At 72.1% G+C, this 26,555-nt stretch carries 24 protein-coding genes; 9 read left to right on the forward strand and 15 right to left on the reverse strand.

Annotated elements, in window-relative coordinates; genetic code table 11:
- The first annotated feature begins 5 nt into the window (after positions 1-5).
- Entirely contained in the window at positions 6-845 is an 840-nt protein-coding gene (locus AB0I82_RS27725; protein WP_363260083.1) for a pentapeptide repeat-containing protein, read from the forward strand.
- Between the two features lie 8 nt (positions 846-853).
- Here AB0I82_RS27725 and AB0I82_RS27730 read toward each other — a convergent pair whose 3' ends face one another.
- From AB0I82_RS27730 to AB0I82_RS27790, 13 genes are all read right to left on the reverse strand, one after another.
- The gene (locus AB0I82_RS27730; RefSeq protein WP_363260367.1) at positions 854-1,612 is read right to left on the reverse strand and encodes a sirohydrochlorin chelatase; all 759 of its coding nucleotides are present in this window, start codon (positions 1,610-1,612) and stop codon (positions 854-856) included.
- A gap of 90 nt (positions 1,613-1,702) precedes the next feature.
- Positions 1,703-2,629: an ABC transporter permease gene (locus tag AB0I82_RS27735; protein WP_363260084.1), complete on the reverse strand. Its 927-nt coding sequence runs from the start codon at positions 2,627-2,629 to the stop codon at positions 1,703-1,705.
- Positions 2,616-3,419 (reverse strand): ABC transporter ATP-binding protein, encoded by an 804-nt coding sequence (locus AB0I82_RS27740; protein ID WP_363260085.1) that lies wholly within the window; start codon positions 3,417-3,419, stop codon positions 2,616-2,618. The genes AB0I82_RS27735 and AB0I82_RS27740 overlap by 14 nt, the downstream gene beginning before the upstream one ends.
- A 36-nt stretch (positions 3,420-3,455) precedes the next feature.
- Entirely contained in the window at positions 3,456-4,580 is a 1,125-nt protein-coding gene (locus AB0I82_RS27745) for an aliphatic sulfonate ABC transporter substrate-binding protein (RefSeq protein ID WP_363260086.1), read from the reverse strand.
- 217 nt (positions 4,581-4,797) lie between these two features.
- Positions 4,798-6,132, reverse strand: coding sequence for a GTP-binding protein (locus AB0I82_RS27750; protein ID WP_363260087.1), 1,335 nt, complete (start codon positions 6,130-6,132; stop codon positions 4,798-4,800).
- Positions 6,133-6,134: 2 nt separating this feature from the next.
- Positions 6,135-7,091: a sulfate adenylyltransferase subunit CysD gene (gene cysD, locus AB0I82_RS27755; RefSeq protein WP_363260088.1), complete on the reverse strand. Its 957-nt coding sequence runs from the start codon at positions 7,089-7,091 to the stop codon at positions 6,135-6,137.
- A complete protein-coding gene (gene cysC, locus AB0I82_RS27760) occupies positions 7,088-7,621 on the reverse strand; it encodes an adenylyl-sulfate kinase (RefSeq protein ID WP_363260089.1) in 534 nt (177 codons plus the stop codon). The genes cysD and cysC overlap by 4 nt, the downstream gene beginning before the upstream one ends.
- A 42-nt stretch (positions 7,622-7,663) precedes the next feature.
- Positions 7,664-8,383 carry a phosphoadenylyl-sulfate reductase gene (locus AB0I82_RS27765; RefSeq protein WP_223731325.1) on the reverse strand — a complete coding sequence of 240 codons (720 nt, stop codon included), beginning with the start codon at positions 8,381-8,383 and terminating at the stop codon, positions 7,664-7,666.
- Positions 8,380-8,565: a hypothetical protein gene (locus AB0I82_RS27770; protein ID WP_363260090.1), complete on the reverse strand. Its 186-nt coding sequence runs from the start codon at positions 8,563-8,565 to the stop codon at positions 8,380-8,382. The genes AB0I82_RS27765 and AB0I82_RS27770 overlap by 4 nt, the downstream gene beginning before the upstream one ends.
- Positions 8,562-10,253, reverse strand: a complete 1,692-nt coding sequence (locus tag AB0I82_RS27775; RefSeq protein ID WP_363260091.1) for a nitrite/sulfite reductase — start codon at positions 10,251-10,253, stop codon at positions 8,562-8,564. Before AB0I82_RS27775 ends, AB0I82_RS27770 begins: the two co-directional genes overlap by 4 nt.
- 229 nt (positions 10,254-10,482) lie before the next feature.
- Entirely contained in the window at positions 10,483-10,566 is an 84-nt protein-coding gene (locus AB0I82_RS27780) for a putative leader peptide (RefSeq protein WP_351598321.1), read from the reverse strand.
- A 131-nt stretch (positions 10,567-10,697) separates the two neighbouring features.
- Entirely contained in the window at positions 10,698-11,264 is a 567-nt protein-coding gene (locus AB0I82_RS27785) for a GNAT family N-acetyltransferase (RefSeq protein WP_363260092.1), read from the reverse strand.
- Between the two features lie 13 nt (positions 11,265-11,277).
- Positions 11,278-12,600: a GAF domain-containing protein gene (locus AB0I82_RS27790; RefSeq protein ID WP_363260093.1), complete on the reverse strand. Its 1,323-nt coding sequence runs from the start codon at positions 12,598-12,600 to the stop codon at positions 11,278-11,280.
- A gap of 270 nt (positions 12,601-12,870) precedes the next feature.
- On the opposite strand from AB0I82_RS27790, the gene AB0I82_RS27795 reads away from it, so the two are divergent.
- Positions 12,871-13,923 (forward strand): YihY/virulence factor BrkB family protein, encoded by a 1,053-nt coding sequence (locus tag AB0I82_RS27795; protein ID WP_363260368.1) that lies wholly within the window; start codon positions 12,871-12,873, stop codon positions 13,921-13,923.
- 24 nt (positions 13,924-13,947) lie between these two features.
- Here the strand turns inward: AB0I82_RS27795 and AB0I82_RS27800 are convergent, their stop codons facing one another.
- Positions 13,948-14,904, reverse strand: a complete 957-nt coding sequence (locus tag AB0I82_RS27800; RefSeq protein WP_363260094.1) for a helix-turn-helix domain-containing protein — start codon at positions 14,902-14,904, stop codon at positions 13,948-13,950.
- A gap of 71 nt (positions 14,905-14,975) precedes the next feature.
- Here AB0I82_RS27800 and AB0I82_RS27805 point away from each other — a divergent pair, with 71 nt between their 5' ends.
- Entirely contained in the window at positions 14,976-15,311 is a 336-nt protein-coding gene (locus tag AB0I82_RS27805) for a cupin domain-containing protein (RefSeq protein WP_363260095.1), read from the forward strand.
- A gap of 27 nt (positions 15,312-15,338) precedes the next feature.
- On the opposite strand, the gene AB0I82_RS27810 is transcribed toward AB0I82_RS27805, so the two are convergent.
- Complete coding sequence (locus AB0I82_RS27810; protein WP_363260096.1) at positions 15,339-16,523, reverse strand: SLC13 family permease; 1,185 nt, start codon at positions 16,521-16,523, stop codon at positions 15,339-15,341.
- 73 nt (positions 16,524-16,596) lie between these two features.
- On the opposite strand from AB0I82_RS27810, the gene AB0I82_RS27815 reads away from it, so the two are divergent.
- The 6 genes from AB0I82_RS27815 to AB0I82_RS27840 all read left to right on the forward strand — a co-directional run bounded on the left by AB0I82_RS27815 (position 16,597) and on the right by AB0I82_RS27840 (position 26,555).
- Positions 16,597-22,410: a TIR domain-containing protein gene (locus tag AB0I82_RS27815; protein WP_363260097.1), complete on the forward strand. Its 5,814-nt coding sequence runs from the start codon at positions 16,597-16,599 to the stop codon at positions 22,408-22,410.
- Positions 22,407-23,390: a hypothetical protein gene (locus tag AB0I82_RS27820; protein WP_363260099.1), complete on the forward strand. Its 984-nt coding sequence runs from the start codon at positions 22,407-22,409 to the stop codon at positions 23,388-23,390. The genes AB0I82_RS27815 and AB0I82_RS27820 overlap by 4 nt, the downstream gene beginning before the upstream one ends.
- A gap of 6 nt (positions 23,391-23,396) precedes the next feature.
- Positions 23,397-24,044: a hypothetical protein gene (locus AB0I82_RS27825; RefSeq protein ID WP_363260100.1), complete on the forward strand. Its 648-nt coding sequence runs from the start codon at positions 23,397-23,399 to the stop codon at positions 24,042-24,044.
- The gene (locus tag AB0I82_RS27830) at positions 24,034-24,834 is read left to right on the forward strand and encodes an inositol monophosphatase family protein (protein WP_363260101.1); all 801 of its coding nucleotides are present in this window, start codon (positions 24,034-24,036) and stop codon (positions 24,832-24,834) included. The genes AB0I82_RS27825 and AB0I82_RS27830 overlap by 11 nt, the downstream gene beginning before the upstream one ends.
- 489 nt (positions 24,835-25,323) lie before the next feature.
- Positions 25,324-26,370, forward strand: a complete 1,047-nt coding sequence (locus AB0I82_RS27835) for an ATP-grasp domain-containing protein (RefSeq protein ID WP_363260102.1) — start codon at positions 25,324-25,326, stop codon at positions 26,368-26,370.
- On the forward strand, positions 26,367-26,555 hold the full coding sequence (locus tag AB0I82_RS27840; protein WP_363260103.1) for a hypothetical protein: 189 nt from the start codon (positions 26,367-26,369) through the stop codon (positions 26,553-26,555). The genes AB0I82_RS27835 and AB0I82_RS27840 overlap by 4 nt, the downstream gene beginning before the upstream one ends.

A 26,555-nucleotide genomic window follows, 5' to 3' on the forward strand; every position in this document is an offset into this window, starting at 1 on the left:
GGAGAATGGCAGTTCGACCCGCGGCAGGAGAACGCACCGTGTCCTTACCTGACCTCCAGGCGAACTGCGCCCGGTGCTTCGGCCTGTGCTGCGTCGCGCTGCCCTTCGCGGCCTCACAGGACTTCGCGGCGGACAAGGAGGCCGGGACACCCTGCGCCAACCTGCAGTCCGACTTCCGCTGCGGCATCCACGCACACCTGCGCGACAAGGGCTTCCGCGGCTGTACGGTCTTCGACTGCTTCGGCGCCGGACAGCAGGTCTCGCAGGTGACGTTCGGCGGGCGGGACTGGCGCCAGCACCCCGGCACCGCCCGCCGGATGTTCGCCGTCTTCCCCGTGATGCGGCAGCTGCACGAACTGCTCGCGTACGTGACGGAGGCGCTGGACCGCAGCGAGGCCCGGCCCGTGCACGCCGGGCTCCGCACGGCGCAGGCGGACCTGGAACGGCTCACGCTCAGCCCCGCCGAGGTACTGGTGGAGCTGGACACGGAGGCGGTCCGCCAGGAGGTCAACGGGCTGCTCGTACAGGCCGGGGAGCTGGTACGGAACGCCGTACCCGGCAAGAAGAAGAACCACCGCGGCGCCGACCTCTTCGGCGCCCGGCTGACCGAAGCGAAGCTCCGGGGCGCCTGCCTCCGGGGCGCGTGCCTGATAGCGGCCGACCTCTCCGGCGCCGACCTCCGCTCCGCCGACCTGATAGGCGCGGACCTCCGGGACGCGGACCTGAGCGGCGCCGATCTGACGGGCGCCGTGTTCCTCACCCAGGCCCAGCTGAACGCGGCCAGGGGCGACGCCCGGACCCGGCTGCCCGCGTCACTGACCCGCCCCGCCCACTGGCAGGCGTAGTCCCTGGGTCAGGCCGTAAGCGCCGGTACCGGCCGCCGCAGCGTCTCCGCGTACCGCAGCGCCAGCAGGTGCGCCAGCTCCGGCGCCGGGCCCAGTACGTCGGCGAGCAGGTCGGCGCCCGCCTCCCGGGCCCCGGCCATGATGCGGTCCGGCAGCCGGCCCGGCGCGATGACGTACGGCGCGACGGCGACCCGCGTGGCGCCCGCGGCCCGCAGTTCCCGTACGGCGTCCTCCGTACGGGGAAGAGATGCGGAGGCGAACGCAGGCCGCACGGCATACCAACCAGTGGTACGCCGCCACTCCCGCGCGATTTCTGCGATCACTGCGATCGCCTCCGGGTCCGAAGAGCCCGCCGAGGCCAGTATGACCCCGGTCGAGGCACGGTCGGCGGGGGCGAGCCCCGCCTCGGTGAGCCGCCGCTCCAGCGCGCCCACCAACAGGGGCGCCGGGCCGAGGACATCGGCCTGCTGGACGGTCAGGCGGGGGAGCCGCGCGCAGGTCTCGCGCAGCACCGAAGGGATGTCGGTCTTGGCGTGGAAGGCGCGGGTGAGCAGCAGCGGCTGCGCCACCACCTCCCGTACGCCGTCCGCGTGCAGCCGCTCCAGCACCTGCGGCACGCTCGGCGCGTTGAAGTCCAGGTAACCGACCTCGACGCGCAGTTCCGGGTGGAGCGCCCGGACCCGTTCGCACAGCGCGCCGACGGTCGCCGCGTGCCGCGGGTCCCGGCTGCCGTGCGCGATCACCAGCAGCGCCGGCCGCTCGCGCAGCCCGCACCGGCCGGCGGCCGAGGCGGTGCCGGGGGTGGGGGCGAGCAGATGGGGTCGCATGGCGCTTCCGTTCGGAGGTTGGTAGGGGGCTCAGCGGGCGTTGGCGAGGAGGCCGCGGCTGCGCAGCACGCGGCGCTCGATCGGGGCGAAGATCAGCAGCTCGATGCCGATGCCGACGATCAGGATGAGCAGGATCGCGGCGAGTACGAGGGACATGTCGGAGCCGACCCGGCCCTGGTCCAGGAGCTGGCCGAGGCCCGCGCCCAGGTCCGGCGAGGTGGCGATCAGCTCGGCGGCCATCAGGGAGCGCCAGGAGAACGCCCAGCCCTGCTTGAGGCCTGAGATGTAGCCGGGCAGTGCGGCGGGCAGCAGTACGTGCCGTACGCCCTTCAGGCCGGTCGCGCCGATCGTCCGGCCCGCGCGCAGGAACAGCGGCGGGATCTGGTCCACACCGGAGACCAGGCCGTTGGCGATGGACGGCACCGCGCCCAGCAGCACGACCGCGTAGATCGTGGCGTCGGTGATGCCGAACCAGATGATCGCGGCAGGCACCCAGGCCACCGACGGCAGCGACTGCAGGCCGGAGAGGATCGGGCCGATGGCCGCGCGCACCGGGCGGACCCGGGCCACCAGCAGGCCCAGCGGCGTGCCGATGAGCAGCGAGGCGGCGAAGCCGAGCGCGCCGCGCGAGACCGACTCCCACACGTAGCTGAGGAGCGTGCCCTCCAGCCACTTCTCGCGGAGCGAGCCCCATACGTCCAGCGGGCTGGGCAGCTGGTAGTGCGCCTTGAGCTCGAAGTGGTAGGCGAGCTGCCAGAGCGCCAGCACGATCACGATGGCCACCAGCGGCGGCAGTGCCTTGGAGAGCAGCGTGCGCAGCACGGGCGGGCGGCTGACGGCGTGCGTTTCCAGCGCGTCGAGCCCGGCCTCCAGCCCCGCGGTCTCGGCCCCGCGCGCGCCCGCCGCCTTGGCGTCGGCCGCGTTGCGGGTGTCGGTGGTGGTCTCAGTGCTGGCCATGGCGGCGGATCTCCCCACGGAGCTGTTCGGTGATCTCTACGGAGAGCTCGGCGACGGCGGCGTCCTCGATGCGGCGCGGCTGCGGGATGTCGACGTGCCACTCGCGGGCGACCCGGCCGGGCCGCGAGGACAGCAGCAGGACGCGCTGCGCGAGGCGTACGGCCTCGCGGACGTTGTGCGTGACGAAGAGGACGGAGAGGTTCGTCTCTTCCCAGATGCGGGTCAGCTCGTCGTGCAGCACGTCACGGGTGATGGCGTCCAGCGCGGCGAACGGCTCGTCCATCAGCAGCAGTCCGCTGTCCTGGGCGAGCGCGCGGGCCATCGCGACCCGCTGCCGCATGCCGCCGGACAGCTCGTGCACCCGCTTGCCGTACGCGCCCTTCAGGCGGACGAGCTCCAGCAGCCGCTCGGCCTCGGTGCGGCGCTCCGCGCGCGGCATCCCGCGCAGCTTCAGGGCCAGTTCGATGTTCTTGCCGGCGGTGAGCCAGGGGAAGAGCGCGTGCTCCTGGAACATCAGGGCCGGGCGGCTGCCGGGCACGTCGATGCTCCCCGCGGTCGGCTTGTCGAGCCCCGCGACGAGGTTGAGCAGCGTGGACTTGCCGCAGCCCGACGCGCCCAGGAGGCAGACGAACTCGCCCGGCGCGACATCGACGGTGATGTCGTCCAGTACGTGCTGCTGCGCGCCGGCGCGGCCGAAGGACTTCGAGACGTGGTCGATACGCGCCGCGTAGCCCGCCGTCTCCTGCGTGCCGGCCGTGGCGGCCTGCTTCGTGAGGGTAGGGGTCGTCATCGGTGTCACCTCCTGGGGACCGTACGGATCGATCGGTTACTGCGCGCCGAGTCCGGCGGCGTCGACCGGGGGCCTGCCCTCGGCCTTGAGGACCTTGTTGAGCAGCCGCAGGTCGTAGATGCCGTTCAGGTCGGGCTTCCTCAGCAGCCCGGCCTTGACCGCGTGCTGTGCCTCTTCCTTGAGGGTGGAGGCGAGCGGGTCGTCGGTGACCTGCACGTTCCGGAAGGCGGAGTTCAGGACCTGGTCCGGCAGCCGGGTGCCGGAGACCTTGGGGTCGGCGAGTGAGGCGTTGACCGCCTGCGCCGCCTCGCCCGGGTGGCCCTTGATCCAGTCGTTGGTCTTCACAGAGCCGCGCAGCACGGCCTCCACGGCCTTGGGGTGCTCCTTGAGGAACTGCTTGCGGACGACGATGTTCGTGATGACGAACTTGCCGTCCTTCCAGAGCTGCTTCTCGTCCAGCAGCGTCCGGCCGCCCTCGGCGACCAGCTTGGACGCGGTCGGCTCGGGCACCCACGCGCCGTCGATGCCGCCCTGCCGGAAGGTGTTGGGGATCTCCTTGTTGTCCTGCCGGAAGACCCCGACCTCGCCCTTACCGGTGTCCGGGTCGACCTGGTAGCCCTTCTCACGCAGGTAGTTGAGGAGCGCCACGTCCTGGGTGTTGCCGAGCTGCGGGGTGGCGATCCGCTTGCCCTTGAGATCCTTGAGGGACTTGATCTTCTTCGGGTTCACGACCAGCGAGACGCCGCCCGAGGCGGAACCGCCGATGATCTTCAGGTTGTTGCCGTGCGACTGCACGTACCCGTTGATCGCCGGGGACGGGCCGATCCAGCCGATGTCGATCGTCCCCGCGTTCAGCGCCTCGATCTCCGCGGGCCCGGCGTTGAAGATGTACGGCTTGACCTGCGTGCCGCCCAGCTCCTTCTGGAGGAAGCCCTTCTGCCGGTCCACCATCGGCGTCGCGTGCGTGACGTTCCCGAAGTAGCCGATCCGCACCGAGCCCAGGCCGTCCGTCTTCGGGCCCTTCGCCGCCACCGCCTCGGTGCTCTTCGGCGCCTTGGAACCGTAACCGCACGCCCCCAGCGCCCCGATCAGCAGCGGGACGGCGGCGGCCGCCGCCAGCAGGCGGCGGGCGGTGGAGCGGGGACGAGCGGCAGGCAGCACGGGAGGGGTTCCTCTCGGGGGGCCGGGGCGGTACGCGCCCCTTGGCTAGGGCGCGCCCGGCAGGTCGGGTGGTCTTCGGAAGGGCCTTGCGGGCAGGGCGGGGCGGAGCGGCGTCAGCACACACATCGGCCGACTCCGCCCTGCCCGCTGCCGAGAGCGCCGCTGCCGATCCGGCCGCCCTCTTTGGCGAACGTCGAGAACGCCTCGCCCGCCATGATCAGAAGTCCCAGCCCTCGTCGTCGGCCTCGGTCTTCACCGGCTCCGGCGCGGCGAAGGACTCGCCGACCATGCCGGCGGTGAGCGTGGTGCCGTCGTTCGGGTCGATCAGGATGAACGAGCCGGTGCGCCGCGAGTCGGCGTAGGCGTCGACCGGCAGCGGCTCGGCGGTACGGATCTTGACGCGGCCGATGTCGTTGGCGACCAGCTGGCCCGGGTGCGGGTGCAGCGACAGGTCGTCGAGGGTCAGCCGGGACGGGATGTCCTTGACGATCGCCTTGACCGTACGGGTGCCGTGCTTGAGCAGGACCCGGTGGCCGACGGTGAGCGCCTGGTCGGCGACGTGGCAGACGGTCGCCTCGATGTCCTGGGTGGCCGTGGGCGCGTCGGGGGTCGGCACGATCAGGTCGCCGCGCGAGATGTCGATGTCGTCCTCCAGCAGGAGGGTGACCGACTGCGGGGTCCAGGCGACGTCGACCGGCTTGCCGAGCAGGTCGATCCCGGAGACCTTCGAGGTCTTGCCGGAGGGCAGGACGGTGACCGGGTCGCCGACGCGGAACGTGCCGGCCGCGATCTGGCCCGCGTAACCGCGGTAGTCGGGGAGCTCGGCGGTCTGCGGGCGGATGACGACCTGCACGGGCAGCCGGGCGTGGCAGTGCGCCAGGTCGTGGCTGACCGCGACGGTCTCCAGGTGCTCCAGGACCGTCGGGCCGCCGTACCAGTCCATGTTCGCGGACGGGTCCACGACGTTGTCACCGGCGAGCGCGGAGATCGGGATCGCGGTGATCTCGGGGACGCCCAGCTCGCCGGCGTACGCGGTGAACTCCTCGGCGATCTTCGCGAAGACCGTCTCCTCGTAGTCGACGAGGTCCATCTTGTTGACCGCGAGGACGACATGCGGGACGCGCAGCAGCGCGGCGATCGCGGCGTGCCGGCGGGTCTGCTCGACGACACCGTTACGGGCGTCGACGAGGATCACCGTCAGCTCGGCGGTGGACGCGCCGGTGACCATGTTGCGGGTGTACTGCACATGGCCCGGGGTGTCGGCGAGGATGAACCGCCGCCGGGGCGTGGCGAAGTAGCGGTAGGCGACATCGATGGTGATGCCCTGCTCGCGCTCGGCGCGCAGCCCGTCGGTGAGCAGCGCCAGGTCGGGCGCCTCCTGACCGCGGTTGCGGGAGGCGTGCTCGACGGCCTCCAGCTGGTCGGTGAGGACCGACTTGGAGTCGTGCAGCAGCCGCCCCACCAGGGTCGACTTTCCGTCGTCGACGGAGCCGGCGGTGGCGAACCGAAGCAGGGTGGTCTCCGCGAGAACCTCGTTCGTGATCGTGCTCATGGTTAGAAGTACCCCTCGCGCTTGCGGTCTTCCATCGCGGCTTCGGACATCTTGTCGTCGGCCCGGGTCGCGCCCCGCTCGGTGAGCCGGGAGGCGGCGATCTCGGTGATCACGGCTTCCAGCGTCGTCGCGTCGGAGTCGACGGCGCCGGTGCAGGACATGTCGCCGACGGTGCGGTAGCGGACCTGGCGGGTCTCGACGGTCTCGTCGTCCTTGGGACCGCCCCACTCGCCGGCCGTCAGCCACATGCCGCTGCGCCGGAAGACCTGACGCTTGTGGGCGAAGTAGATCTGGGGCAGTTCGATGCCCTCGCGGGCGATGTACTGCCATACGTCCAGCTCGGTCCAGTTGGACAGCGGGAACACGCGGACGTGCTCGCCGGGAGCGTGCCGGCCGTTGTAGAGCTGCCACAACTCGGGGCGCTGACGGCGCGGGTCCCACTGCGAGAACTCGTCGCGCAGCGAGAACACCCGCTCCTTGGCCCGGGCCTTCTCCTCGTCGCGCCGCCCGCCGCCGAACACGGCGTCGAAGCGGTGCTGCTGGATGGCCTCGGTCAGCGGCACGGTCTGCAGCGGGTTACGGGTGCCGTCCGGGCGCTCCTTGAGGGCGCCGCGGTCGATGTACTCCTGTACGGACGCGACGTGCAGCCGCAGCCCGTGCTTCTCGACCGTACGGTCCCGGTACTCCAGGACCTCCGGGAAGTTGTGCCCGGTGTCCACGTGCAGCAGGGAGAACGGCACCGGCGCGGGCGCGAACGCCTTCAGCGCCAGGTGCAGCATGACGATGGAGTCCTTGCCGCCGGAGAAGAGGATCACCGGCCGCTCGAACTCGCCCGCCACCTCGCGGAAGATGTGCACCGCCTCCGACTCCAGCGCGTCCAGGTGGGACAGCGCGTACGGAGAGTCGTCGCCCTCCGGGGCCGGACCGGTACCGGTGCGGGTCGTTGCTGCGGTCGTCATGCCAGTCCCCTTTCGGCGAGCAGCGCGTGCAGCGCCGCCGCGGACTCCTGCACGGTCTGGGTGTGCGACTCGATCCGCAGATCGGGCGACTCGGGGGCCTCGTACGGGTCGTCCACGCCGGTCAGCCCGGAGATCTCGCCCGCCGCCTGCTTGGCATACAGGCCCTTCACATCGCGCTCGGAGCAGACCTCGACGGGCGTGGCCACGTGTACTTCGAGGTACGGCGTGCCCTCCTGCTGGTGGCGCTTGCGCACCGCCTCCCGGCTGTCCGCGTACGGCGCGATCACCGGGACCAGCGCCTTGACGCCGTTGCTGGCCAGCAGCTCGGCGACGAAGCCGATGCGCTGGACGTTGGTGTGCCGGTCCTCCCGGCTGAAGCCGAGGCCCGCGGAGAGGAACTCGCGGATCTCGTCGCCGTCGAGCACCTCGACGCGGTGGCCCTCGCCGCGCAGCTTCCCGGCCAGTTCGTGCGCGATGGTCGTCTTGCCCGCGCTCGGCAGACCGGTCAGCCAGATCGTGGCGCCCGTCATCTGTATCTCCTGAGTGTCCGTCATATTGCTGTCTGCCGGCCGTTATCCGTGCAGTCCGCACTCGGTCTTGTTGCTGCCGGCCCAGCGGCCGGCCCTGACGTCCTCGCCCTCCAGCACGCGCCGCGTGCAGGGGGCGCAGCCGACCGAGGCGTAGCCGTCCTGGAGCAGCGGGTTGGTGAGCACGCCGTGCTCGGTGACGTAGGCGTCCACGTCGGCCTGCGTCCACTTCGCGATCGGCGAGACCTTCACCTTCTGCCGCTTGGCGTCCCAGCCGACGACCGGGGTGTTCGCCCGGGTGGGCGACTCGTCCCGGCGCAGGCCCGTCGCCCACGCGTCGTACGCCGTCAGGCCCTCTTCGAGCGGCTTGACCTTGCGCAGCGCGCAGCACAGGTCCGGGTTGCGGTCGTGCAGCTTCGGCCCGTGCTCGGCGTCCTGCTCGGCCACGGTCTGACGCGGCGTCAGGGTGATGACGTTGACGTCCATCACCTCGGCGACCGCGTCCCGGGTGCCGAGGGTCTCCGGGAAGTGGTAGCCGGTGTCCAGGAACACCACGTCCACGCCGGGGAAGGCCCGCGAGGCCAGGTGCGCGACGACCGCGTCCTCCATCGAGGAGGTGACGCAGAAGCGCGGACCGAAGGTCTCGGCGGCCCACTTGAGGATCTCCAGCGCCGAGGCGTCCTCCAGGTCGCGGCCCGCCTGCTCGGCGAGCGCCTGAAGGTCTTCGGCGCGTGCGGACTGGTGCGCGTCGGTTGCGGTGGTCACTGCGTACCTCCGTCGGTGGCGGGGGAGTTGGCGGCGGTCCCCGGGGCCAGCAGACCCAGGAACTTCAGCCGGAAACCACGGCTGCAGGACCGGCATTCCCAGGCCCCGTGGCCTTCTTCCGAAGGCCGCAGGTCCTCGTCCCCGCAGTACGGGCAGAAGAACGGCGCTGCTCGCTCGCTCACTTCAATGCACCCTCTTCGGCGCGGGCCGCCCACTGGGCGAACCGCTCGCCGTCGGTGCGCTCCGCCTCGAAGTTGCGCAGCACCCGCTCGACGTAGTCGGGGAGTTCATCGGCGGTGACCTTCAGGCCGCGGACCTTGCGGCCGAAGCCGGCCTCCAGGGCCAGCGCGCCGCCCAGGTGCACCTGGTAGCCCTCGACCTGGTTGCCGTCGTCGTCCAGGACCAGCTGGCCCTTGAGACCGATGTCCGCGACCTGGATACGGGCGCAGGCGTTCGGGCAGCCGTTGAGGTTGATGGTGACCGGCTCCTGGAAGTCCGGCATCCGGCGCTCCAGCTCGTCGATGAGGGACGCGCCGCGGCCCTTGGTCTCGACGATGGCCAGCTTGCAGAACTCGATGCCGGTGCAGGCCATCGTGCCGCGCCGGAAAGGTGACGCCTTGACCTGGAAGTCCAGCGCCTCCAGCCCGGCGACCAGCGAGTCGACCCGGTCCTCGGTCACGTCGAGGATGATCATCTTCTGCTCGACGGTGGTGTTCAGCCGGTCCGAGCCGTGCTCGGCGGCCAGGTCGGCGAGCTTGGTGAGGGTCTTGCCGTCGACGCGGCCGACGCGCGGCGCGAAGCCCACGTAGTAGCGGCCGTCCTGCTGCTGGTGGACGCCGATGTGGTCGCGCCACTTGGAGGAGGGCGCCTCGGGCGCGGGACCGTCGACCAGCTTCCGCTTCAGGTACTCGTCCTCCAGCACCTGCCGGAACTTCTCCACGCCCCAGTCGGCGACCAGGAACTTCAGCCGGGCGCGGTTGCGCAGCCGGCGGTAGCCGTAGTCCCGGAAGATGCCGACGACACCGGCCCACACGTCCGCGACCTCGTCCAGCGGCACCCACGTACCGAGACGCTGCGCGAGCTTGGGGTTGGTGGACAGGCCGCCGCCGACCCAGAGGTCGAAGCCGGGGCCGTGCTCGGGGTGGTTGACGCCGACGAACGCCACGTCATTGATCTCGTGGACCACATCCTGGACAGGGGATCCCGAGATCGCGGTCTTGAACTTGCGCGGCAGGTTGGAGAATTCCTTGCTGCCGATGTAGCGCTCGTGGATCTCGTTGACGGCCGGGGTGCCGTCGATGATCTCGTCGGCGGCGATACCGGCCACCGGGGAGCCGATGATCACACGCGGGCAGTCGCCGCACGCCTCGGTCGTGGACAGCCCGACGCTCTCCAGCTTCTCCCAGATGGCGGGGACGTCCTCGATGCGGATCCAGTGCAGCTGGATGTTCTGCCGGTCGGTGACGTCCGCGGTGCCGCGGGCGTACTGCTCGGAGACCTCGCCGATGGCGCGCAGCTGCGCGACGGTCAGCCGGCCGCCGTCCACCCGCACGCGCAGCATGAAGTACTTGTCGTCCAGCTCCTCCGGCTCCAGGACCGCGGTCTTGCCGCCGTCGATCCCGGGCTTGCGCTGGGTGTAGAGGCCCCACCAGCGCATCCGTCCGCGCAGGTCCTGGGGGTCGATCGAGTCGAAGCCGCGCTTGGAGTAGATCGTCTCAATGCGTGTCCGCACATTGAGACCGTCGTCGTCCTTCTTGAACTGCTCGTTGCCGTTGAGCGGAGTGAAGTGACCAACGGCCCACTGTCCCTCACCGCGGTGGCGTCCGGCCTTGCGGCGGGTCGTGGCGGGGCGTTCCGGAGTGGCGGCCATGGTGATACGTCCTTCTCGGCAGCTGCAGGGGATGCGGTTCAAAACAGGGTGCACCCACTGTGACCTGCGAAGACGTGCCGGATCGCGACGCGTGGAAGCGCGCCTTGGCATGACTTGCCGGATCAGGGGTGGTCGCACGTCCGCGACGATGGGGACGGCGGGAAAGTCGGTGGAGCTGGGTGCTGTCAGGGGTTACCGGTCAGAGTCGCCGACCCCTGTGGGGACAGCGTCAGCGCGCCTGACAGATGGCGCTGGACACGCGCGCAAGGTCGACGTGGCGCCGACTCACCAAGGCAATTCCAGCTCGAGACATGACGGAAGCGTGTCACGACGGTCTTGGACCAGTCCACCATCGTCCATAATTCGGACGCGTATGTCTTGAAGGGTGAGACAATGTGGCGCCGGTCACGTTCCGCTTGGTGTGACCGGCGCCGGTGGTGCGACTCAGGCGCCAGGCCAGGGGCCCGGCGCCGCCATCTCGGGTTCCTCCGTCACGGTCGTGTCGTACACCCGGAAACCGCGGCGCTGGTAGTTGGCCATCGCATACTCGCCGTCCTTGCTGCAGGTGTGCACCCACACCCGCTTCGTCCGCTCGCACTCCGGCCGGCGATCGGCCAGGTCCCAGGCGCGCGCGATGCCGTACGAGAGCAGGTGGCCGCCGATCCGCCGGCCGCGGAACGCCGGTATCAGGCCGAAGTAGACGATCTCCACCGACGCGTCCGGCCCGGCCTGCAGCTCGATGAACCCGGCCGGCGTCCCCCGCTCGTACGCCACCCAGGTCTCCGTGCCGGGCCGCCCCAGATGCTCCGCCCACTCCGCGTACGTCCACGGCAGCCGGTCCGTCCAGGTCACGTCCCCGCCCACCGCCGTGTAGAGGAACCGGCTGAATTCGGGCAGCGGCGTCCCGGACAGTACGACCCGGACCTCCTGCTCGGCGGGCGGCTCGGCGGCGGACACGAGGTCGGCGGGGGAGGTCTGCTCCAGGTACCAGGTGGTGACAGTCTCGGTCATGGCCGTCAGCCAATCATGCGGGGTGCGGATGCGGCCCTCCGGTACCGCCGCGTGCCGCCACCACCGAAGGTGCCGTGGAGTGGGGGAGCAGGTCGTGGGCGTGCGGCGGGCGGCGGAGCTCGACGTGGACCTCGTCGGCGAAGCGGTACGGGCGGTGCGAGAGGACGCAGCCCAGGGTGCGGCGCAGCCGGGAGAGCTCCGCGCGGACCGTCGCCGTGCGGCGGGCGTCGCCGAACAGGTCGCGGGCCAGCTCCGCCGAGGTACGGCCCTCCGGATGCGCGGCCAGGGTGAAGAGCAGCTCGGCGTGGCGCGGGCTCAGCTCGTGCGTCCAGCTGCCGGCCGGGCCGCCCACCGTCACCGTCCAGCCGGCCCGGCCGCTGAGGTCCAGCACCACCCGGCTCGGCGCGGGCCCCGGCGGCCCGTCCTCCCCGATCCGTACCAGCCAGCCGCCCGGCAGCGGCTCCAGCGCGCAGGCGCCGTACCGCGGCAGCCACAGCGGACCGGCCTGCGGCGACCTGGGCAGCGCGATCCGGGTGGGCGGCGCCGTGCCGATGGCCGCGGCCGTCCAGCCGTCCCGGTCCACGGCCAGCGCCCGCCCGCCGAGCCGGGCGAGCAGCGGCGCGGCGCTCGTCCGCAGCCGGTCCAGCGCGGCCAGGTGCCGGGTGCGCTCCTCGCACTCGGCGAGCCGGGCGACCGCGGCGACCAGCGAGAGCGTGGTGGGGTGGAAGGAGTGCGCCGGGCCGCTGAGGTCCACCACGCCCAGCAGCCGCCCGTCGCGCGGGTCGTGCAGCGGCGCCCCGGCACAGGCCCACTGGTGGTGGGTGCTGACGTAGTGCTCGGCGGAGTGCACGAGGACGGGCTCGCGGGTCACCAGGGCCGTCCCGATGCCGTTCGTGCCGACCACGTCCTCGGTCCATGTCGCGCCCGGTTCGAACCCGTGCCGGTCGGCCATCCGGCGCACCGGCGCCGCGCCCTCCCGCCACAGCACCCGGCCCTCGGGGTCGGTCACCACCAGGATCTGCTGCGCGGCGTCCGCGGCCGGGAGGAGGTGGGAGTGCAGTACGGGCAGCAGCCGCAGTAGCTGCGAGCGGTGCCGGCGCTCCTCCAGTTCGGCCAGGGACAGCGGCCGCGCGCGGCGGTCCCGGTCGGGGTCGAGGCCGGTGCCGATGACCCGCCGCCAGGATTCCCCGATCACGCTGCGGGGGCCGTCGGGCGGTTCGTCCCCCGCGAGGGTGGCCTCCCGTACGGAAGCCAGCCGGCGGGCCGCTTCCCGGGGGTCCAGCGCCGCTGCCAGGACGGGGGTCAGGGTCCTGTCGTGGTGCCGTGTGCTCAACATCGCTCCGCTTGTGCTGTTTTGGGGTATCGCCGCGGCCCATCGTGCCGGGGCCGGGGCCCGGCGGAGTACGGAATCGGCAGATCCGTTGCAACGTCGTGCAACGGTTGCCTCCCCGGGCACGCGCGTAAAGGCTGGGCGCGGGTCGGAAGCGGTGCCGAGTCGGCGCGGCACCGCTTCCGCGCCGACTGCCGCCTCCGGTGACCGGGCCTCCGGCGTCCCGCCGGATACGGTGAGGTGGTGCAGCAAGCAAAGGAACCAGCCGCGCACCACATGGGCCGTCTGCACAGGGCTCGCGTCCTGTACCGCCACGTATCGAAACGACGCCTCGGGTGGCTGCTGCTCAAGGACACCGTGCACTCCTGCGTGGAGTACCGCGTCACCGGCCTCGCCGCCGAAGCCGCCTTCTTCTGCCTGCTCTCGCTGCCCCCGCTGTTCCTCGGCCTGCTCGGGCTGCTGGGCTATCTGGAGCCGTGGATCGGCCACGACACCATCGACACCATCCGCGCGAACATCCTCACCGCGTCCGCGACCGTGCTCTCCGACAAGGGCGTCGAGGAGATCGCCCGGCCGCTGCTGGAGGACATCTTCCGCGGCGGCCGCCCCGACGTCATCTCCCTCGGCTTCGCCATCGCCCTGTGGTCGGGCTCGCGCGCGCTGAACGTCTTCGTCGACACCATCACGATCATGTACGGCCTGGAGGGCAAGCGCGGCATCGTCGCCACCCGCCTGCTGGCGTTCTTCCTCTACCTCGTCGCCCTCGTGCTCGGCGCGGTCGCGCTGCCCCTGATGGTCGCGGGCCCGGACACGGTGGTGCACCTGCTGCCCGCCAGCGAGGACACCGTCCGGGCGCTGTACTGGCCGGTCGTCCTGCTGATCTCGGTCGCCTTCCTGACCACGCTGTACCACGTCTCCGTACCGGTCCGCTCGCCCTGGCAGGAGGACATCCCCGGCGCCGTGGTCGCGCTCGCGATGTGGCTGCTGGGCAGCTTCCTGCTGCGCCTCTACCTCGCCTCCACGGTCGAGGGCCCAACGATCTACGGCTCGCTCGCCGCCCCCGTAGCGGTCCTCCTGTGGATCGGCGTCTCGGCCTTCGCGGTACTGGTCGGCGCGGCGGTCAACGCGGCCCTGGACCGCGTCTGGCCCTCCCTCGCCACCGCCGCCGGCCGCGCAGAACGCGAACAACGCCGCCGCGCAGAAGCCGAACCCCTCCGCGACGCCCGGGAGGAGGCCGAGCGGGAGAACGAACTGGAGGACGGGGACCGGGAGCAGGGCGGCGAGGACGGGGACGAAGCCGAGGGTGAGGGTCCCACGGGGGGCCGGTGAGGGCACGCCGGGCTCACGGACGGCTCACCGCCGCTCGCCGAACACCCTCCGGTACGCACCCGGCGTGGTCCCCAGCGCCGCGCGGAAGCGGCGGCGCAGGTTGACCGCCGAGGAGAGCCCGACCCGCGCGGCGACCGCCTCCACCGCGAGGTCGGTCTCCTCCAGCAGCACCCGCGCGGCGTCGATGCGCCGGGCCAGCAGCCACTGCCCGGGACTGACGCCGAGCTGCTCGGCGAACCGGCGCGCGAGCGTCCGCTCCGACAGCCCGGCCCGCTCGGCCAGCCGGGCCACGCTCAGCCCGTCACCCAGCCGGGACAGCGCCCACTCCAGTACCGGCGCAAGCGACGCGTCCGCGCGGGCCGGCGCCGTGGGCTCCGCCGCGTACTGCAGCTGGCTGCCCTCCCGGTGGGGCGGCAGCACCATGCTGCGGGCGATCCCGGCGGCGTACGCGGCGCCGTGGTCCCGGCGCACCAGGTGCAGGCACAGGTCGATGCCGGCGCCGCTGCCCGCGCTGGTCGCCACGTCCCCGTGGTCCACGTACAGCACGTCCGCCTCGACCCGTACGGCGGGGAACTCGGCGGCCAGCCGCGCGGTGCGCCGCCAGTGCGTGGTCGCGCCGCGGCCGTCCAGCAGCCCCGCTTGGGCCAGCGCGAACGCGCCGCTGCAGATGCTCACGATCCGGGCGCCCCTGCGGTGCGCGGCCCGCAGCGCGTCCCGCACGGCGGGGGAGGCGGGCACACCGGTCGGCAGCCAGCCCGGCACGAGCACGGTGTCCGCGGTCGCCAGCGCGCCGAGCCCGGCCTCGACGAGCATCGTGTACCCGGCGGTGGTGCGCAGCGGCCCCGGATGCTCGGCGCACACCGAGAAGTCGTAGTACGGGGTGGTGCCGTCCCGGGGCGCGCCGAACACCTCGGCGGCACCGGCGAGTTCAAAGGCGCCCTGCGGCTCGCGCAGCAGGGCCACGACGCGGTGCGGGGTCATGGCAGGAATGTACCCGAGGGTGTCTTTCCTGACTCTCGTGGGAGCGTGCGGCGGCGGGCGAGGGTGGGCCCATGAGCGAGAACAGTGAAGCGACCGAGCTGAAGACCGTGCTGCACATCGACGAGGCGGAGCGGCAGGAGGTCGGCCCGGGCATCGTGCGGCGCCGGCTGCAGCGGACCGAGTACGCCCGCGGCTGGCTGATCGACTTCGCGCCGGGCGCGGAGTGGCCCGTGGTGGACCACCACCCCGCCGAGGAGCGGTACTACGTGCTGAGCGGGGAGATCATCGAGGGCGAGGAGCGCCACGGGCCGGGCTCCTACGTGGTGTTCGCGCCCGGCAGCAGCCACCGGCCACGGACGGAGGGCGGAGCGCAGATCCTGGGGATCACCGTCCGGTCACCCCGGTGACGCGGTGCGGTGGACGGGGGCGGGCTCCTACGCCACCAGGTGCAGGGCCCCCGTGGAGGCCACCACGCCCGCGCTCGCGAGCACCAGTCCGGCCCCGGCGAACGGCCACTTCGCGATCCGGATGCCGTGGGCTCGGCAGCGCTCGAACCAGATCAGTGTGGCCAGGGACGCGAACGGCGTTACCAGTGGGCCGACGTTGACGCCGATCAGCAGGGCGAGCAACTGCGTGTGTGCGTCGGGCGGGATCACCGACTCCGTCGACAGGTAGGCGGGCAGGTTGTTCAGTACGTTGGAGAGGCCCGCGCCGACGGCGGCCGTGCGGAGCAGGCCGGTGAAGCCGCTGTCACTGCCGACGGCGGACAGCAGCAGGTCCCGCAGGCCCAGTGAGCTGATCCAGTCCACGACGAGGAACATCCCCGGTACGAGGGCCAGCAGCCGCCACGGCACCAGCGACCAGCGCAGCTCCTCCCGGCGCCGCACGAAGAACGCGGCGGCGGCGAGGAGCGCGGCGCCCGCGGACGCGGCCGGGAGCGCGACGTCGAAGCCGATGATGGCCAGCAGGAACAGCCCGCACGCCACGGCGCACACGCCGAACAGCCACGGGTCGGCGGCCTCCGGGCGCTCCGGCGGCACGTACACCTCGTCGCCGCGCGCCGACCGCCGCCAGTAGAAGCCCCACAGGCACACCATCGTCACGGCGATGGCCGCGAGTTGGGGCGCCCACATCACCGCCGCCATCTCCGTGGGCACCAGCACCACGCGCTGCGCGGCCAGCAGGTTCGTCAGGTTGGACACCGGCAGCAGCAGGCTCGCGGTGTTGGCGAGCCACACGGTGGTCATGGCCAGCGGCACCGGGCGGATGCCCACGCGGGAGGCCAGGGCCAGCATGACGGGGGTCAGCAGCACCGCCGTCGTATCGAGGTTCAGGGCGATGGTGGTGGCCGAGGCGAGGGCGACGCACCACAGGAACAGCAGTGGGTAGCTGCCGCGCGCCAGCCGCGCGACCCACGTGGCGGCGACGTCGAACACCTCGGCCCGGCCCGCCAGTTCGGCGAGCACCACGGCGGTGAGGAGGAAGGCGAGCAGCGGGGCGATGCGCTCGCCCACTTCGAAGGCCCGCTCGGAGGGCAGCGCCCCGGTGCCCCACAGCAGAAGGCCGGCCGCGAGCAACGCCACGGCCAGCCCGTCGAGATTCAGGACGCGTCTCCGCACAAAAGTGACGGCAGGTGAGGAGATCACGCTCGCCCACCTGCCACGGAGGCTCAGGTCTCCTACCATGGTGCGCATGTTATCCGAGGGGGGAACGCAGAGCAGTCCCGGCGAGCGGCCGCTCTTCTTCGTGAGCTATTCGCCCGCCGACGAGGCCTGGGCGACGTGGATCGCGTGGACGCTGGAGCGCGAGGGATACCGCACGGTCATCCAGGCCTGGGACTTCACTGCGGGCACGAACTTCATCGACTACATGGACCGCGGGGTGAGCGAGTCGGCCGCGGTGATCGCCGTGCTGTCGCAGAACTACGCGCGCTCGCGGTACGGGCGGATGGAGTGGCAGGCCGCCCTGCGTGCCTCCCCGGACAACCCGGAGCAGCGCCTGATCACCGTACGGATCGACGAGGCGCCGATCGACGGGCTGCTCGCCACGATCACGTACATCGACCTGGTGGCCGCCCGGGGCGAGGCGGAGGCGCGGGAGATGCTGCTGGCCCGCGCGCGCGATGCGCTGAACGGGCGGGCGCAGGCGTCGGGACGGCCGAATTTCCCCGGCACGACGGCGAGTTCCGTGCCGGTGCCGCCGCAGCGGACGTCCACGACCCGCAACGGCGACCCCTGGTTCCCCGGGCGGCTCCGGCCGCGGACCGCCCCGGTCTACCCGCTGAACGCCCCGGAGCGGGAGGGCGACCACATCAGCGTGCTGCACCTGCCCGGACCGGACTTCGGGCGCGGCAACGAGCCGGACGACACGCTCCACGAGCTCCGCGGCGACCTGCTGGAGCTGCAGGACGCCGACGCTCCCAGACCGGACCTCGTCGTGATCACCGGCAATCTCACGGCCTCCGGCACGCCGCGCGAGTGCGGGCAGGCGCTCTCCTTCCTCACCTCCCTGCGCGCCCAGCTCGACCTCCGCCCCCACCAAGTCGTCCTCGTACCGGGCGCGGAGGACGTCAGCCTGAAGGCGTGCAGCTCGTACTTCTCCTCCTGCGAGGCCGACGAGGTCACACCGCAGCCGCCGTACTGGGAGAAGTGGCGGCACTACGCGAAGCTGTTCCACGAGTTCTACGAGGGCATCGACCGGGTCTTCGCCGCCGACCAGCCCTGGACGCTGTTCCCCGTACCGGAGCTCAACACCGTCGTCGCCGGCTTCAACTCGACGATGGCGTACAGCCACCGGCCCGAGGACCAGTTCGGCTATGTCGGCCGGGACCAGATCACCTGGTTCGCCGAGGCCCTCCACCAGTACGAGCGGGACGGCTGGCTGCGCATCGGCGCGATCCGGCACCCGCTGCAGACGCCCGCGGCGACCGGCGGCCCGGGGGTCGGTGCGATCCGCGACGCCGAGGCGTTCCAGCGGCTGGCCGCACCCCGGCTCAACCTCCTGCTGCACGGCCCGGTCAACGACCCGCGCACCACCCGCCGCGACCCCGTCGACACCCGCCTCGGCACGCTCCCCGTCTTCGGCGCCGCGGCACCGGCCCGCTTCCAGCTGCTGAAGGTCTCCGCCTCCGGGGTCACCCGCTGGCACTCGCCCACCGCCCCCGCCGCCGAATTCCGCGAGGAGTGGCGCCGCGTCCGCACCCCGCTGGGCCCGCAGGCCTTTCCCTCGCAGGCGCCGAGGCAGGAGCCCGACCCGGTCCGCGACACCTTCACCGACCAGGTGAAGGAGATCTGTCGCGCCAAGTGGCAGGACGTGGGCATCCGCGATGTCACCGTGCGGCGCGGCGACGACCCCACCACCCAGTTCGTCGCCACCTGGCAGCGCGACGGCCTCGTCTTCCAGTCCCGTATCGCCGCGCTGCCCGGTGACCCCCGCGAGGAGGACCTGGCGCGCTTCGCCGAACAGGTCCGCGGAGCCGAGGGCACCACGGCGGAGAACGTGCTGGTGTACGGAGGCCAGGCGCCACCGCGGGAAGTGGTGCAGCGCTTCGGCGACCGCATCCGGGTACGGAGCTTCCTGGAGTTCCAGGGCCTGATCGATCTGCGCGCGTACGTGGCCGACCAGACCGCGCGGCTGAGCTCCGACCGCGCCTACCGCCCGGAGCTGTACCTGCCGCAGCGGTACCGGGAGGTCACCCGCTCCGAGGGCGCCGGGCACGACCGTCTCGTGGACGAACTGCTGGACACCCTGGACACCGAGCACGGCCGGTTCGTGCTGCTCCTCGGCGACTTCGGGCACGGCAAGACCTTCTCTCTGCGGGAGCTGGCCCGGCGGCTGCCCGAGCAGTCCGCGCACCTCACGCCGGTGTTCATCCCCCTCAACACCTTCGACCGGGCGCACAGTCTCATGGGCCTGGTGACAACCCACCTCGCCAATCACGGTGTGAGCCGCATCGACACCAACGCGCTGCAGTACATGATCCGCCAGGGCCGCATCGTGCTGCTCTTCGACGGCTTCGACGAGCTGGTCAACCGCGTCAGCTACGACCGCGCTGCCGACCACCTGCAGGCGCTCCTGGACGCCGCGGTCGACAACACCAAGATCGTGGTGACCAGCCGCACCCAGCACTTCAAGTCCACCGAGCAGGTCTTCACCGCCCTCGGCGAGCGCGTCGGCGCCCTGCCGCAGCGCCGCGTGCTGACCGTGGAGTCCTTCCAGCCGCAGCAGATCAAGGAGTACCTGGAGCGCACCTACGACTCGCGGGAGCAGGCCGAGCAGCGGTACGACCTCCTCGCCGGCATCCCCAACCTGCTGGAGCTGTGCGGCAACCCGCGGCTGCTGTCCTTCGTCGCCGCCCTCAGCCACGAGCAGCTGCAGTCCGTGGCGGGCGCCGGGCGGACCCTGAGCGCGGCCGGACTGTACGAGGAAGTACTCACCGCCTGGCTGGAGTTCGAGGTCGAGCGGGGCAGCGGCGGACCGGGCGCGGCGCCCGGCCTGTCGCTGGAGGACCTCTGGAAGGCCGTGTCCTCGCTGGCCGTACGGCTGTGGGAGACCCGGCGCAGCGTGCTGCGGCTGGACGAACTGGCCGAGACGACCGGCCGGGCGCTGGACGGCCTGACCCGGTCGCACATGACGGCCGAGGAGCGGGCGCAGGCCGTCGGTGCGGGCAGCCTTCTGGTGCGGACCGAGGACGACCTGTTCCAGTTCATCCACTCCTCCGTCGTGGAGTGGCTGATCGCCCGCGAAGCCGCACGCCAGCTGGCCGGAGCGGAGGAGGGCACGCCGCCGCTGCTGGCCGCGCGGCCGCTGACGCAGCTGGCCGTGGAGTTCTTCTGCGACCTGGCCGACCGGAGCGACTGTCAGGCATGGGTGCGCCAGGTCCTCGGCGACAGCACGGCCCCGGACAGTCCCGCACGGCAGAACGCGGTGCGCGTCAACCACCGGCTGCGCATCCCCACCGACGCCGCCCTGCGCGGCGTCGTGCTGCGCGGCGAGAACCTCTCCCACCGCGACTTCTCCGGCGTCGACTTCACCGGCGCCGACCTCGGCGAAACCGTACTGGCCGGGGCGAAGCTGGCCGGTGCGAACCTCACCGACGTCAACCTGACGGCTGCCAATCTCGACGACGCCGACCTGTCCGGCGCCTGCCTCGAAGGCGCGGACCTCTCCCGTGCCCGCCTGGTCCGCGCCGACCTGCGCGGCGCACGCCTGACCGGCAGCCGCTGGGCCAGAGCCGCCCTGGTCAGCGCCCAGATGGACCCGGAGCAGCAGGCCGCGCCCGAGCTGCGCTCCGCCGCGCTCGCCCCGGGCATGCCCGTCGACGTGGGCCTGCGGCCCGCGGCCGTCGGCGTCCCGTACGGCTTCGACATCAACCACGTCCGGCTGCCCGAGCCCATGGCGTACGCGCGCGACGGCGAGCTGCTGGCCGTGGGCACCGAGGACGGCGGCGTGCTCATGTGCGACCCGGACGACGGGCGGCCGCTGCGCACCCTGCGCGGGCACCACGGGCGCGTGTACGCGGTGAAGTTCGCGCACGACCTGCTGGTGACGGGCGGCGCCGACGGCCACGTGGTCATCTGGGACCCGGCCACCGGCAGGGAGTTGCACCGCCTCGAAGTGCACCCCGACGGCGTCTGGCCCGTCGTGGTCGAGCCGAGCGGCAAGCTGCTGGTGACCGGCGACAAGGAAGGCCTGGTCACCGTCTGGGACCCGGCCGGCGGCCGCCCGATACACCACCTGGCCGGGCACGCGGCCCCGGTCTACACCGCCGGGTTCAACCCGGAGGGCACGCTGCTGCTCACCGGCGACGCCTCCAGCCGGGTCCGGATGTGGGACCTGGCCACCGGGCAGTGCGTCCGCGAGATCGACGGGCACCGCGGCTCGGTGTACCGGGCGGCGTTCGCCCCGGACGGCCGGCGCTTCGTCACCGCCGACAACGGCGACGGCGAGGGCGGCCACGTCCGGGTGTGGGAGACGGAGACCGGACGGCTGCTGCACGACTTCGCCGGCCACCCCGAGCGGGTGTACACCCTCTCCTTCCACCCCAACGGCAAGTGGCTGGCCAGCGGCGACACCTCCGGCCAGGTGCGGCTGTGGGACGTCTCGGTCGGTGCCTCCCTGGGCTGCCTGGAGACGCTGGGCGGCGGCGTGTACCAGGTCCGCTTCGACCCGGCGGGCACGCACCTGGCGGCCTGCGGCAGCAACGGCTCCGTACGGCTGTGGACGGTGTCCGGTACGCACACCCCGGACCTGCGGCAGCACCCGAAGCAGCCCGAGGCGCACCGCGGCTCCGCCTGGTGCGTCGCCTTCCGGGCCGCCCGCGCCGACGCCTCGCCGGGCCGGTCCCAGCTGGTCACGGTCGGCAACGACGGCGGGGCGCACATCTGGGAGATCGCCGCCGGGCGCGGCAAGCGGCTGGTGAACGGGCACAACCGCCGGGTCGTCGCCGTCAGCTTCAGCGCGGACGGCGAGCGGATCAGCGTGGGCGGCAACGACGGTGCGGTGCGCGTATGGGCGGCTCGTACCGGCAAGTGCCTGTCCACCCTGCAGGGGCGTGGCGACCGGCTGGTGTCGGCCCTGTTCAGTCCCGCACCGGAGGGACAGGTGGCGGCCGCCAGCAACGACGGCGACGTGTACCTGTTCAGCTCCTCCGACGGCGAGTACCAGCGGCAGTTCGACGCCAACACCGAGCACGTGTGGGCACTGGCCTTCAGCCGCGACGGCGAGCTCCTGGCCACCGCCAACGACGACGACACCGTCGGAGTGTGGAACCTCCGCAGCTCCGGCGGCCATGTCATCACCCTCGCCGAGCACGCGGGACGGGTCCGCTCCATCGCCTTCCACCACGACTCCCAGCTCCTCGCCACGGGCTGCGACGACAGCGTGGTACGCATCTGGGACGTGCGGGGCGGCGCCATCCGGCACACGCTCACCGGCCACCGGGACCGGGTGTACGGGGTGGCGTTCGGACCCGACAACTCCTGGGTGGCGAGCGCCGGTTGGGACGGCGACATCATCGTCTGGCGGGGCGGCGCCGAGGCCCTGCGGATGCGCGGCTCCGGCGAGCGTCTCTGGGCGCTGGCCGCCCACCCGTCGCAGCCCCTGCTGGCAGCCGCGGGCGACGACCGCGTCATCCGCATCCGGCACGCGGAGACCGGCGCCGAGGTCCACGCCCTGACCGGGCACACCGGCCGCGTCCTGTCCCTCGCCTTCTCGCCGGACGGCTCACTGCTGGTCAGCGGCGGCGAGGACGGCGTGGCACGGCTGTGGACCCTGGACGGGGAGCCCGCCCTGCGCGGCACCTTCCTCGGCCTCGCCGAGGGCTGGGCGGCCCTCTCGCCCACCGGCCGCTACAAGTCCCACGGCACGGTGAGCGACGAGTTCTGGCACGTCATCGGCATGACGCGCTTCGAACCGGGCGACCTTGAGGATCACCTGCCCGCGGTCCGCCGCATGGCCATGGGCGAGGTACTGCCCGGACTCGAAACCACCAGGGACAACGCGTGACCATCACGGACCAGCAGCGCCCGCGCCGCATCCAGCGCGCACTGCGCTGGATGTACGACTACCTCGACGTCCTGCTGCCCATCGCGCTGGCCTTCAGCGTCGGCCTCATCGACTTCACCAGCGACCTGGTGCCCGAGGACGCGCGCTTCGGTTTCACCATGGCCGTCCTCGGCATCATGGCCATCGCCACCTTCAAGGACCGTTCCGGGCACGGCAAGGCCGTGGAGGACGCGGTCACCCGGTCCGTACGCCCCCTGGAGGAGCAGGTCGAGCGGACCGCCCGCAGCCTTGAGGACAACGCCCTCATCCGGACGGTGCGCCCCGACGAGATGTACGACGTCCACCGCCGTGCCCGGCAGGACACCGCGCAGTGGCAGTTCAAGGGCGGCACGGGCTCCCACATCCGCCCGGTCACCCTGCCCGAGCTGGTACAGGCCGCCCGCGAGCGCCGCTCACGGCTCACCGTCCACATCGAGATCATCGACCCGGACGCGACCGACACCTGCCACGAGTACGCCCGCTTCCGCCAGAGCTTCAGCCCGCCGGGCAGCACCAGCCCCTGGACGCTGGACCGCACCCGCAAGGGCTCGTACGCCACGATCCTGGCGGCGTTCTGGCACCTGAACCGGCTGCCCACGCTCGACATCAGCGTGCACACCACCACCCGCGTCAACGCCCTGCGCTACGACCTCTCCGACAGATACCTGATCCTCACGCAGGACGACCCGACGCGGGAGAACTTCCTCATCGAGCGGGAATCACTCCTCTACAAGTACTTCGAGATCGAGCTCCACCAGAGCCGGAACCACGCACCGCGCATCGACTTCTCGGGCGCCGCGGAGCTGTCGGACTACCCGACCGCCGACGAGGCCCGGGCGTTCTTCGACACCGTGGGCAAGCCGCTGCCGTCGTACTCCGACTCCGAGGTGAGCGAGATCATCGAACTGGCCCTGAACGGCGTGGACCCGTACCGGAGGTGACATGACATGCACTTCCACGATCTTGAGCAGCAGCTGGCCGGGCCCATGGCCGCCGCCGCTGCCACCGCGTACTCCGCGCACCTGCTGGAGCAGCTGTCGGCCGGGATGCTCGACGTACCCGTCGTCCGCCACCCGCTGGGCTTCGTGTGCCTGCCCGTCGTCCGCGACGGCGAACTCGGCGTCTGCCTCCACTTCTTCGGCCACGGCACCGACACCGAACCGGGTGTCGAACCGCACCACGCCCACAGCTGGGACCTGATCAGCCACGTGCTGTACGGGCGCGTCGCGCACGAGCCGATGGACGTGACCGGGTCCGGGGAGCCGACGCACCGGATATACGAGGTGCTCAGCAAGGCCGACGGCACGGACGAGGTGAACCCCACCGACACCCTGGTGCACGGCGAGCCGCACCCGCCTCAGGTGTGCACGGCAGGCGAAACGTACCGCCTGCCCGCGGGCCTCTTCCACGCCTCCCGCTCGGACGGGCCCGCCGCCACCCTCGTACTGGGCCGCTCCCGCCCCGGCGGCCGGGACCTCTCCCTCGGCCCGGTCGACGCCGGGCCCCGGGGCCGCATCACCACCCGGCGCCACTGCGCCGAAGCCGACACCCCGCGACTGGCCCGCACCGCCCTGAGGAGCCTGCATGACCGGTGACCTGGACCGCGAACGCCGCATCGCCACGGCCGCCGCCGAGGAAGCCGGCGCCCTGCTCGCCGCCTCCTTCAACTCCGCGCACACGGTGCACGCCAAAGCCGGCCGGGACGTGGTGCTGGATCTCGACCTCGCCGCCGAGAAAATCATCGTGACGCGGTTACGGGAGGCCTTCCCGGACGACCGGATCGTCTCCGAGGAGGCCGGGGACCAGGGGCCTCAGGGCGGCCGCACCTGGCTGGTGGACCCGCTCGACGGCACGAACAACGTGGCCATCGGGCTGCCCGCGTACGCCGTCGGCATCGGCCTGATGAACGGAGCCGGACCCGCCCTCGGTATCGTCCACGAGCCCGTGACCGGTGCCACTTACCACGCCGTCGCAGGCCAGGGCGCATACGGCCCCGCCGGCCGGCTCCCCGGGCCCGCCTCGGTCCTCCCCGAGTCCGGGCCCGTGGTCGCCTGGACGCAGGGGTACGGCGTGGGCGGTGACCCGACGGCTGCTCGAATACGTGCCGAGCTGGCGCGTGGGTCCTGGCGGGTACTGGAGCTGTGGGCGCCGCTGCTGGGGTGGGTACTGCTGGCGCGAGGGACGATCGACGCGTTCGTGGGGTACTGCGCCGAGGGCGTGGACCTGCCGGCCGGGGCGCTGCTGGCCGCCGAGGCCGGCGCCGAACTGCGCACTCTGAACGGTGAGTTGTTCACCCCGGAGCACACCGGCCCACCGGAGGGCCGGAGTTTCGTGGCGGCACGCGGGGAGAACCTGGCGTGGGGACAGCTCAGGTGCGCTGTGTGATCCCGGCAGCGGGCCGGACGCCGTCGTCCGCGCGCTGTCCCCGCGGCGCACCGCGCTGGTGCGGTCCGCCTCCTCCAAGCGCTCGGAGGGCCGGATGACTGTGAGACCTCGGTGTGATGACGGGCCCGCAGCAGGGTGGCTGCCCGAGCCGGTCGGCAGTGTCCTCGGCCCCCGCGAACGACTGGCCCGCGATCGCCTGCCGGTCGGGTGACAGGTTGAGCTCGGGGACCTGAAAAAGGCCGAGGTCCTGATTCCAGGCGTCTTCAACGGTCCAGCTGCCGTTGAGCGGCCGGTAGGTGGAGCGCGATGGGTAGGAGTAGCTGTATGGCGGGATGACGCTGCGAGTCGCTTCCGCAAAGTTGGAGCTCCTGGAATCCCCGCCCCGCGGCAACGCCTGTAGCTTGCTACAGGCGTTGCCGCGATATTCATGCCGTGCTCTGGTGGTTATGCTCATGGCTGCGGCATGAATGGTGCGGTCTACTGCCCTGCGTGAAGAAGATCCTGCTGATCGAAGCACTTGCAAACTCGGGGCCCTACGTGCTGGATGCCGCCGGTGCACTCGGGGCGCACGTCTTCGTCGCTACCCACGAGGACGTCTACGACAGCTACCCCGCCACGTTGCGCGACAAGATCCACGGCACGGTGTTCACCGACCTCACCGACGGGGACCGGGCGCTGGCGGACCTGGCCGGGTTCGCGAAGGCCACGGGGATCGACGCGGTGGCCTGCTGCTGGGAGTTCTTCACCCCACTCGTCGCTCAGCTGGCCCACCGCCTCGGACTGCCCGGCAACGACCCGCGGCTCGCCCGGGCGTCCCGGAACAAGGCGGAGATGGCCCAGGCGTTCGCCGCGGGCCAGGTATCGGCGCCGCGAACCGTCAGCGTGCGTACGGCCGGGGAGGCGGCACCTGCCCTCGACGCCGTCGGCATCGGGTTCCCGGTCGTCGTCAAGCCGGCCGAGCAGGGTGGCTCCTGGGGCGTCAGCGTGGTCAACAGCCCCGAAGAGCTCGACACCGCCGTACGGCAGGCCCAGTCCTGGCCGATCGCCGCCCCGCACGGCCTGCCCATGGACCAGCGTGTCGTCATCCAGGAGTACGTCCCTGGACCCGAGTTCAGCCTCGACACCGTGGTCTGGCGCGACGAGTACGCCCATCTGCCCGTGGTCGAGAAGCACACCACCGGTGGTGCCTACCGGGCCGAGACCGGTCACACCTGTCCCGCTGCCCTGTCGCCCGCCGACCTGCGCAGCTTGCGGGCGGCCACCGAACGGGCCCTTGAGGCACTCGGCATCCGCAACGGCGTCGCCCACACCGAGCTCAAGCTCTCGCCCGAGGCGGGCCCCGTCGTCATCGAGGTGGGCGCCCGCCTGCCCGGCGATCACCTCGTCGACGTCGTACGCCGTGCCTCCGGCATCGACGAAGCCCGGGCCTACCTGCAGGCGGTCCTCGACGAGAAGCCGGACGTACCCGCGCCCAGGAAGGGGCGTGCGCGATCCGATTCCTCACCCCGCCGCGTGCCGGCACCTTCCACGGGGTGACCCTCCCCGGCCGCCACGACGGCCTGGTCGACCAGCACATCACCACCCCGCCCGGTGCCACCGTCGGTGCTGCCCACGACAACTCGGCTCGCATCGGCCACCTGGTCTTCACCGCCCCCACGCCCGGCCAGGTCAACGCCGCCGCCGCCCACGTGTGCGCCCACACCCGCATAGAAGTGAGCTGA

This window comes from Streptomyces sp. NPDC050315 (assembly GCF_040655775.1).
Classification (GTDB): domain Bacteria; phylum Actinomycetota; class Actinomycetes; order Streptomycetales; family Streptomycetaceae; genus Streptomyces.

Bases quoted from the DNA above. Each gene is read 5' to 3' on its own strand.
- AB0I82_RS27795 (WP_363260368.1), top strand. From the start codon at position 12,871: ATGGGCCGTCTGCACAGGGCTCGCGTCCTGTACCGCCACGTATCGAAA.
- AB0I82_RS27750 (WP_363260087.1), bottom strand. From the start codon at position 6,132: ATGAGCACGATCACGAACGAGGTTCTCGCGGAGACCACCCTGCTTCGG.
- AB0I82_RS27800 (WP_363260094.1), bottom strand. From the start codon at position 14,904: ATGACCCCGCACCGCGTCGTGGCCCTGCTGCGCGAGCCGCAGGGCGCC.
- AB0I82_RS27725 (WP_363260083.1), top strand. From the start codon at position 6: ATGGCAGTTCGACCCGCGGCAGGAGAACGCACCGTGTCCTTACCTGAC.
- AB0I82_RS27780 (WP_351598321.1), bottom strand. From the start codon at position 10,566: ATGTCTCGAGCTGGAATTGCCTTGGTGAGTCGGCGCCACGTCGACCTT.
- AB0I82_RS27790 (WP_363260093.1), bottom strand. From the start codon at position 12,600: ATGTTGAGCACACGGCACCACGACAGGACCCTGACCCCCGTCCTGGCA.
- cysD (WP_363260088.1), bottom strand. From the start codon at position 7,091: ATGACGACCGCAGCAACGACCCGCACCGGTACCGGTCCGGCCCCGGAG.
- AB0I82_RS27775 (WP_363260091.1), bottom strand. From the start codon at position 10,253: ATGGCCGCCACTCCGGAACGCCCCGCCACGACCCGCCGCAAGGCCGGA.
- AB0I82_RS27805 (WP_363260095.1), top strand. From the start codon at position 14,976: ATGAGCGAGAACAGTGAAGCGACCGAGCTGAAGACCGTGCTGCACATC.
- AB0I82_RS27735 (WP_363260084.1), bottom strand. From the start codon at position 2,629: ATGGCCAGCACTGAGACCACCACCGACACCCGCAACGCGGCCGACGCC.
- AB0I82_RS27740 (WP_363260085.1), bottom strand. From the start codon at position 3,419: ATGACGACCCCTACCCTCACGAAGCAGGCCGCCACGGCCGGCACGCAG.
- AB0I82_RS27785 (WP_363260092.1), bottom strand. From the start codon at position 11,264: ATGACCGAGACTGTCACCACCTGGTACCTGGAGCAGACCTCCCCCGCC.
- AB0I82_RS27815 (WP_363260097.1), top strand. From the start codon at position 16,597: ATGTTATCCGAGGGGGGAACGCAGAGCAGTCCCGGCGAGCGGCCGCTC.
- cysC (WP_363260089.1), bottom strand. From the start codon at position 7,621: ATGACGGGCGCCACGATCTGGCTGACCGGTCTGCCGAGCGCGGGCAAG.
- AB0I82_RS27830 (WP_363260101.1), top strand. From the start codon at position 24,034: ATGACCGGTGACCTGGACCGCGAACGCCGCATCGCCACGGCCGCCGCC.
- AB0I82_RS27825 (WP_363260100.1), top strand. From the start codon at position 23,397: ATGCACTTCCACGATCTTGAGCAGCAGCTGGCCGGGCCCATGGCCGCC.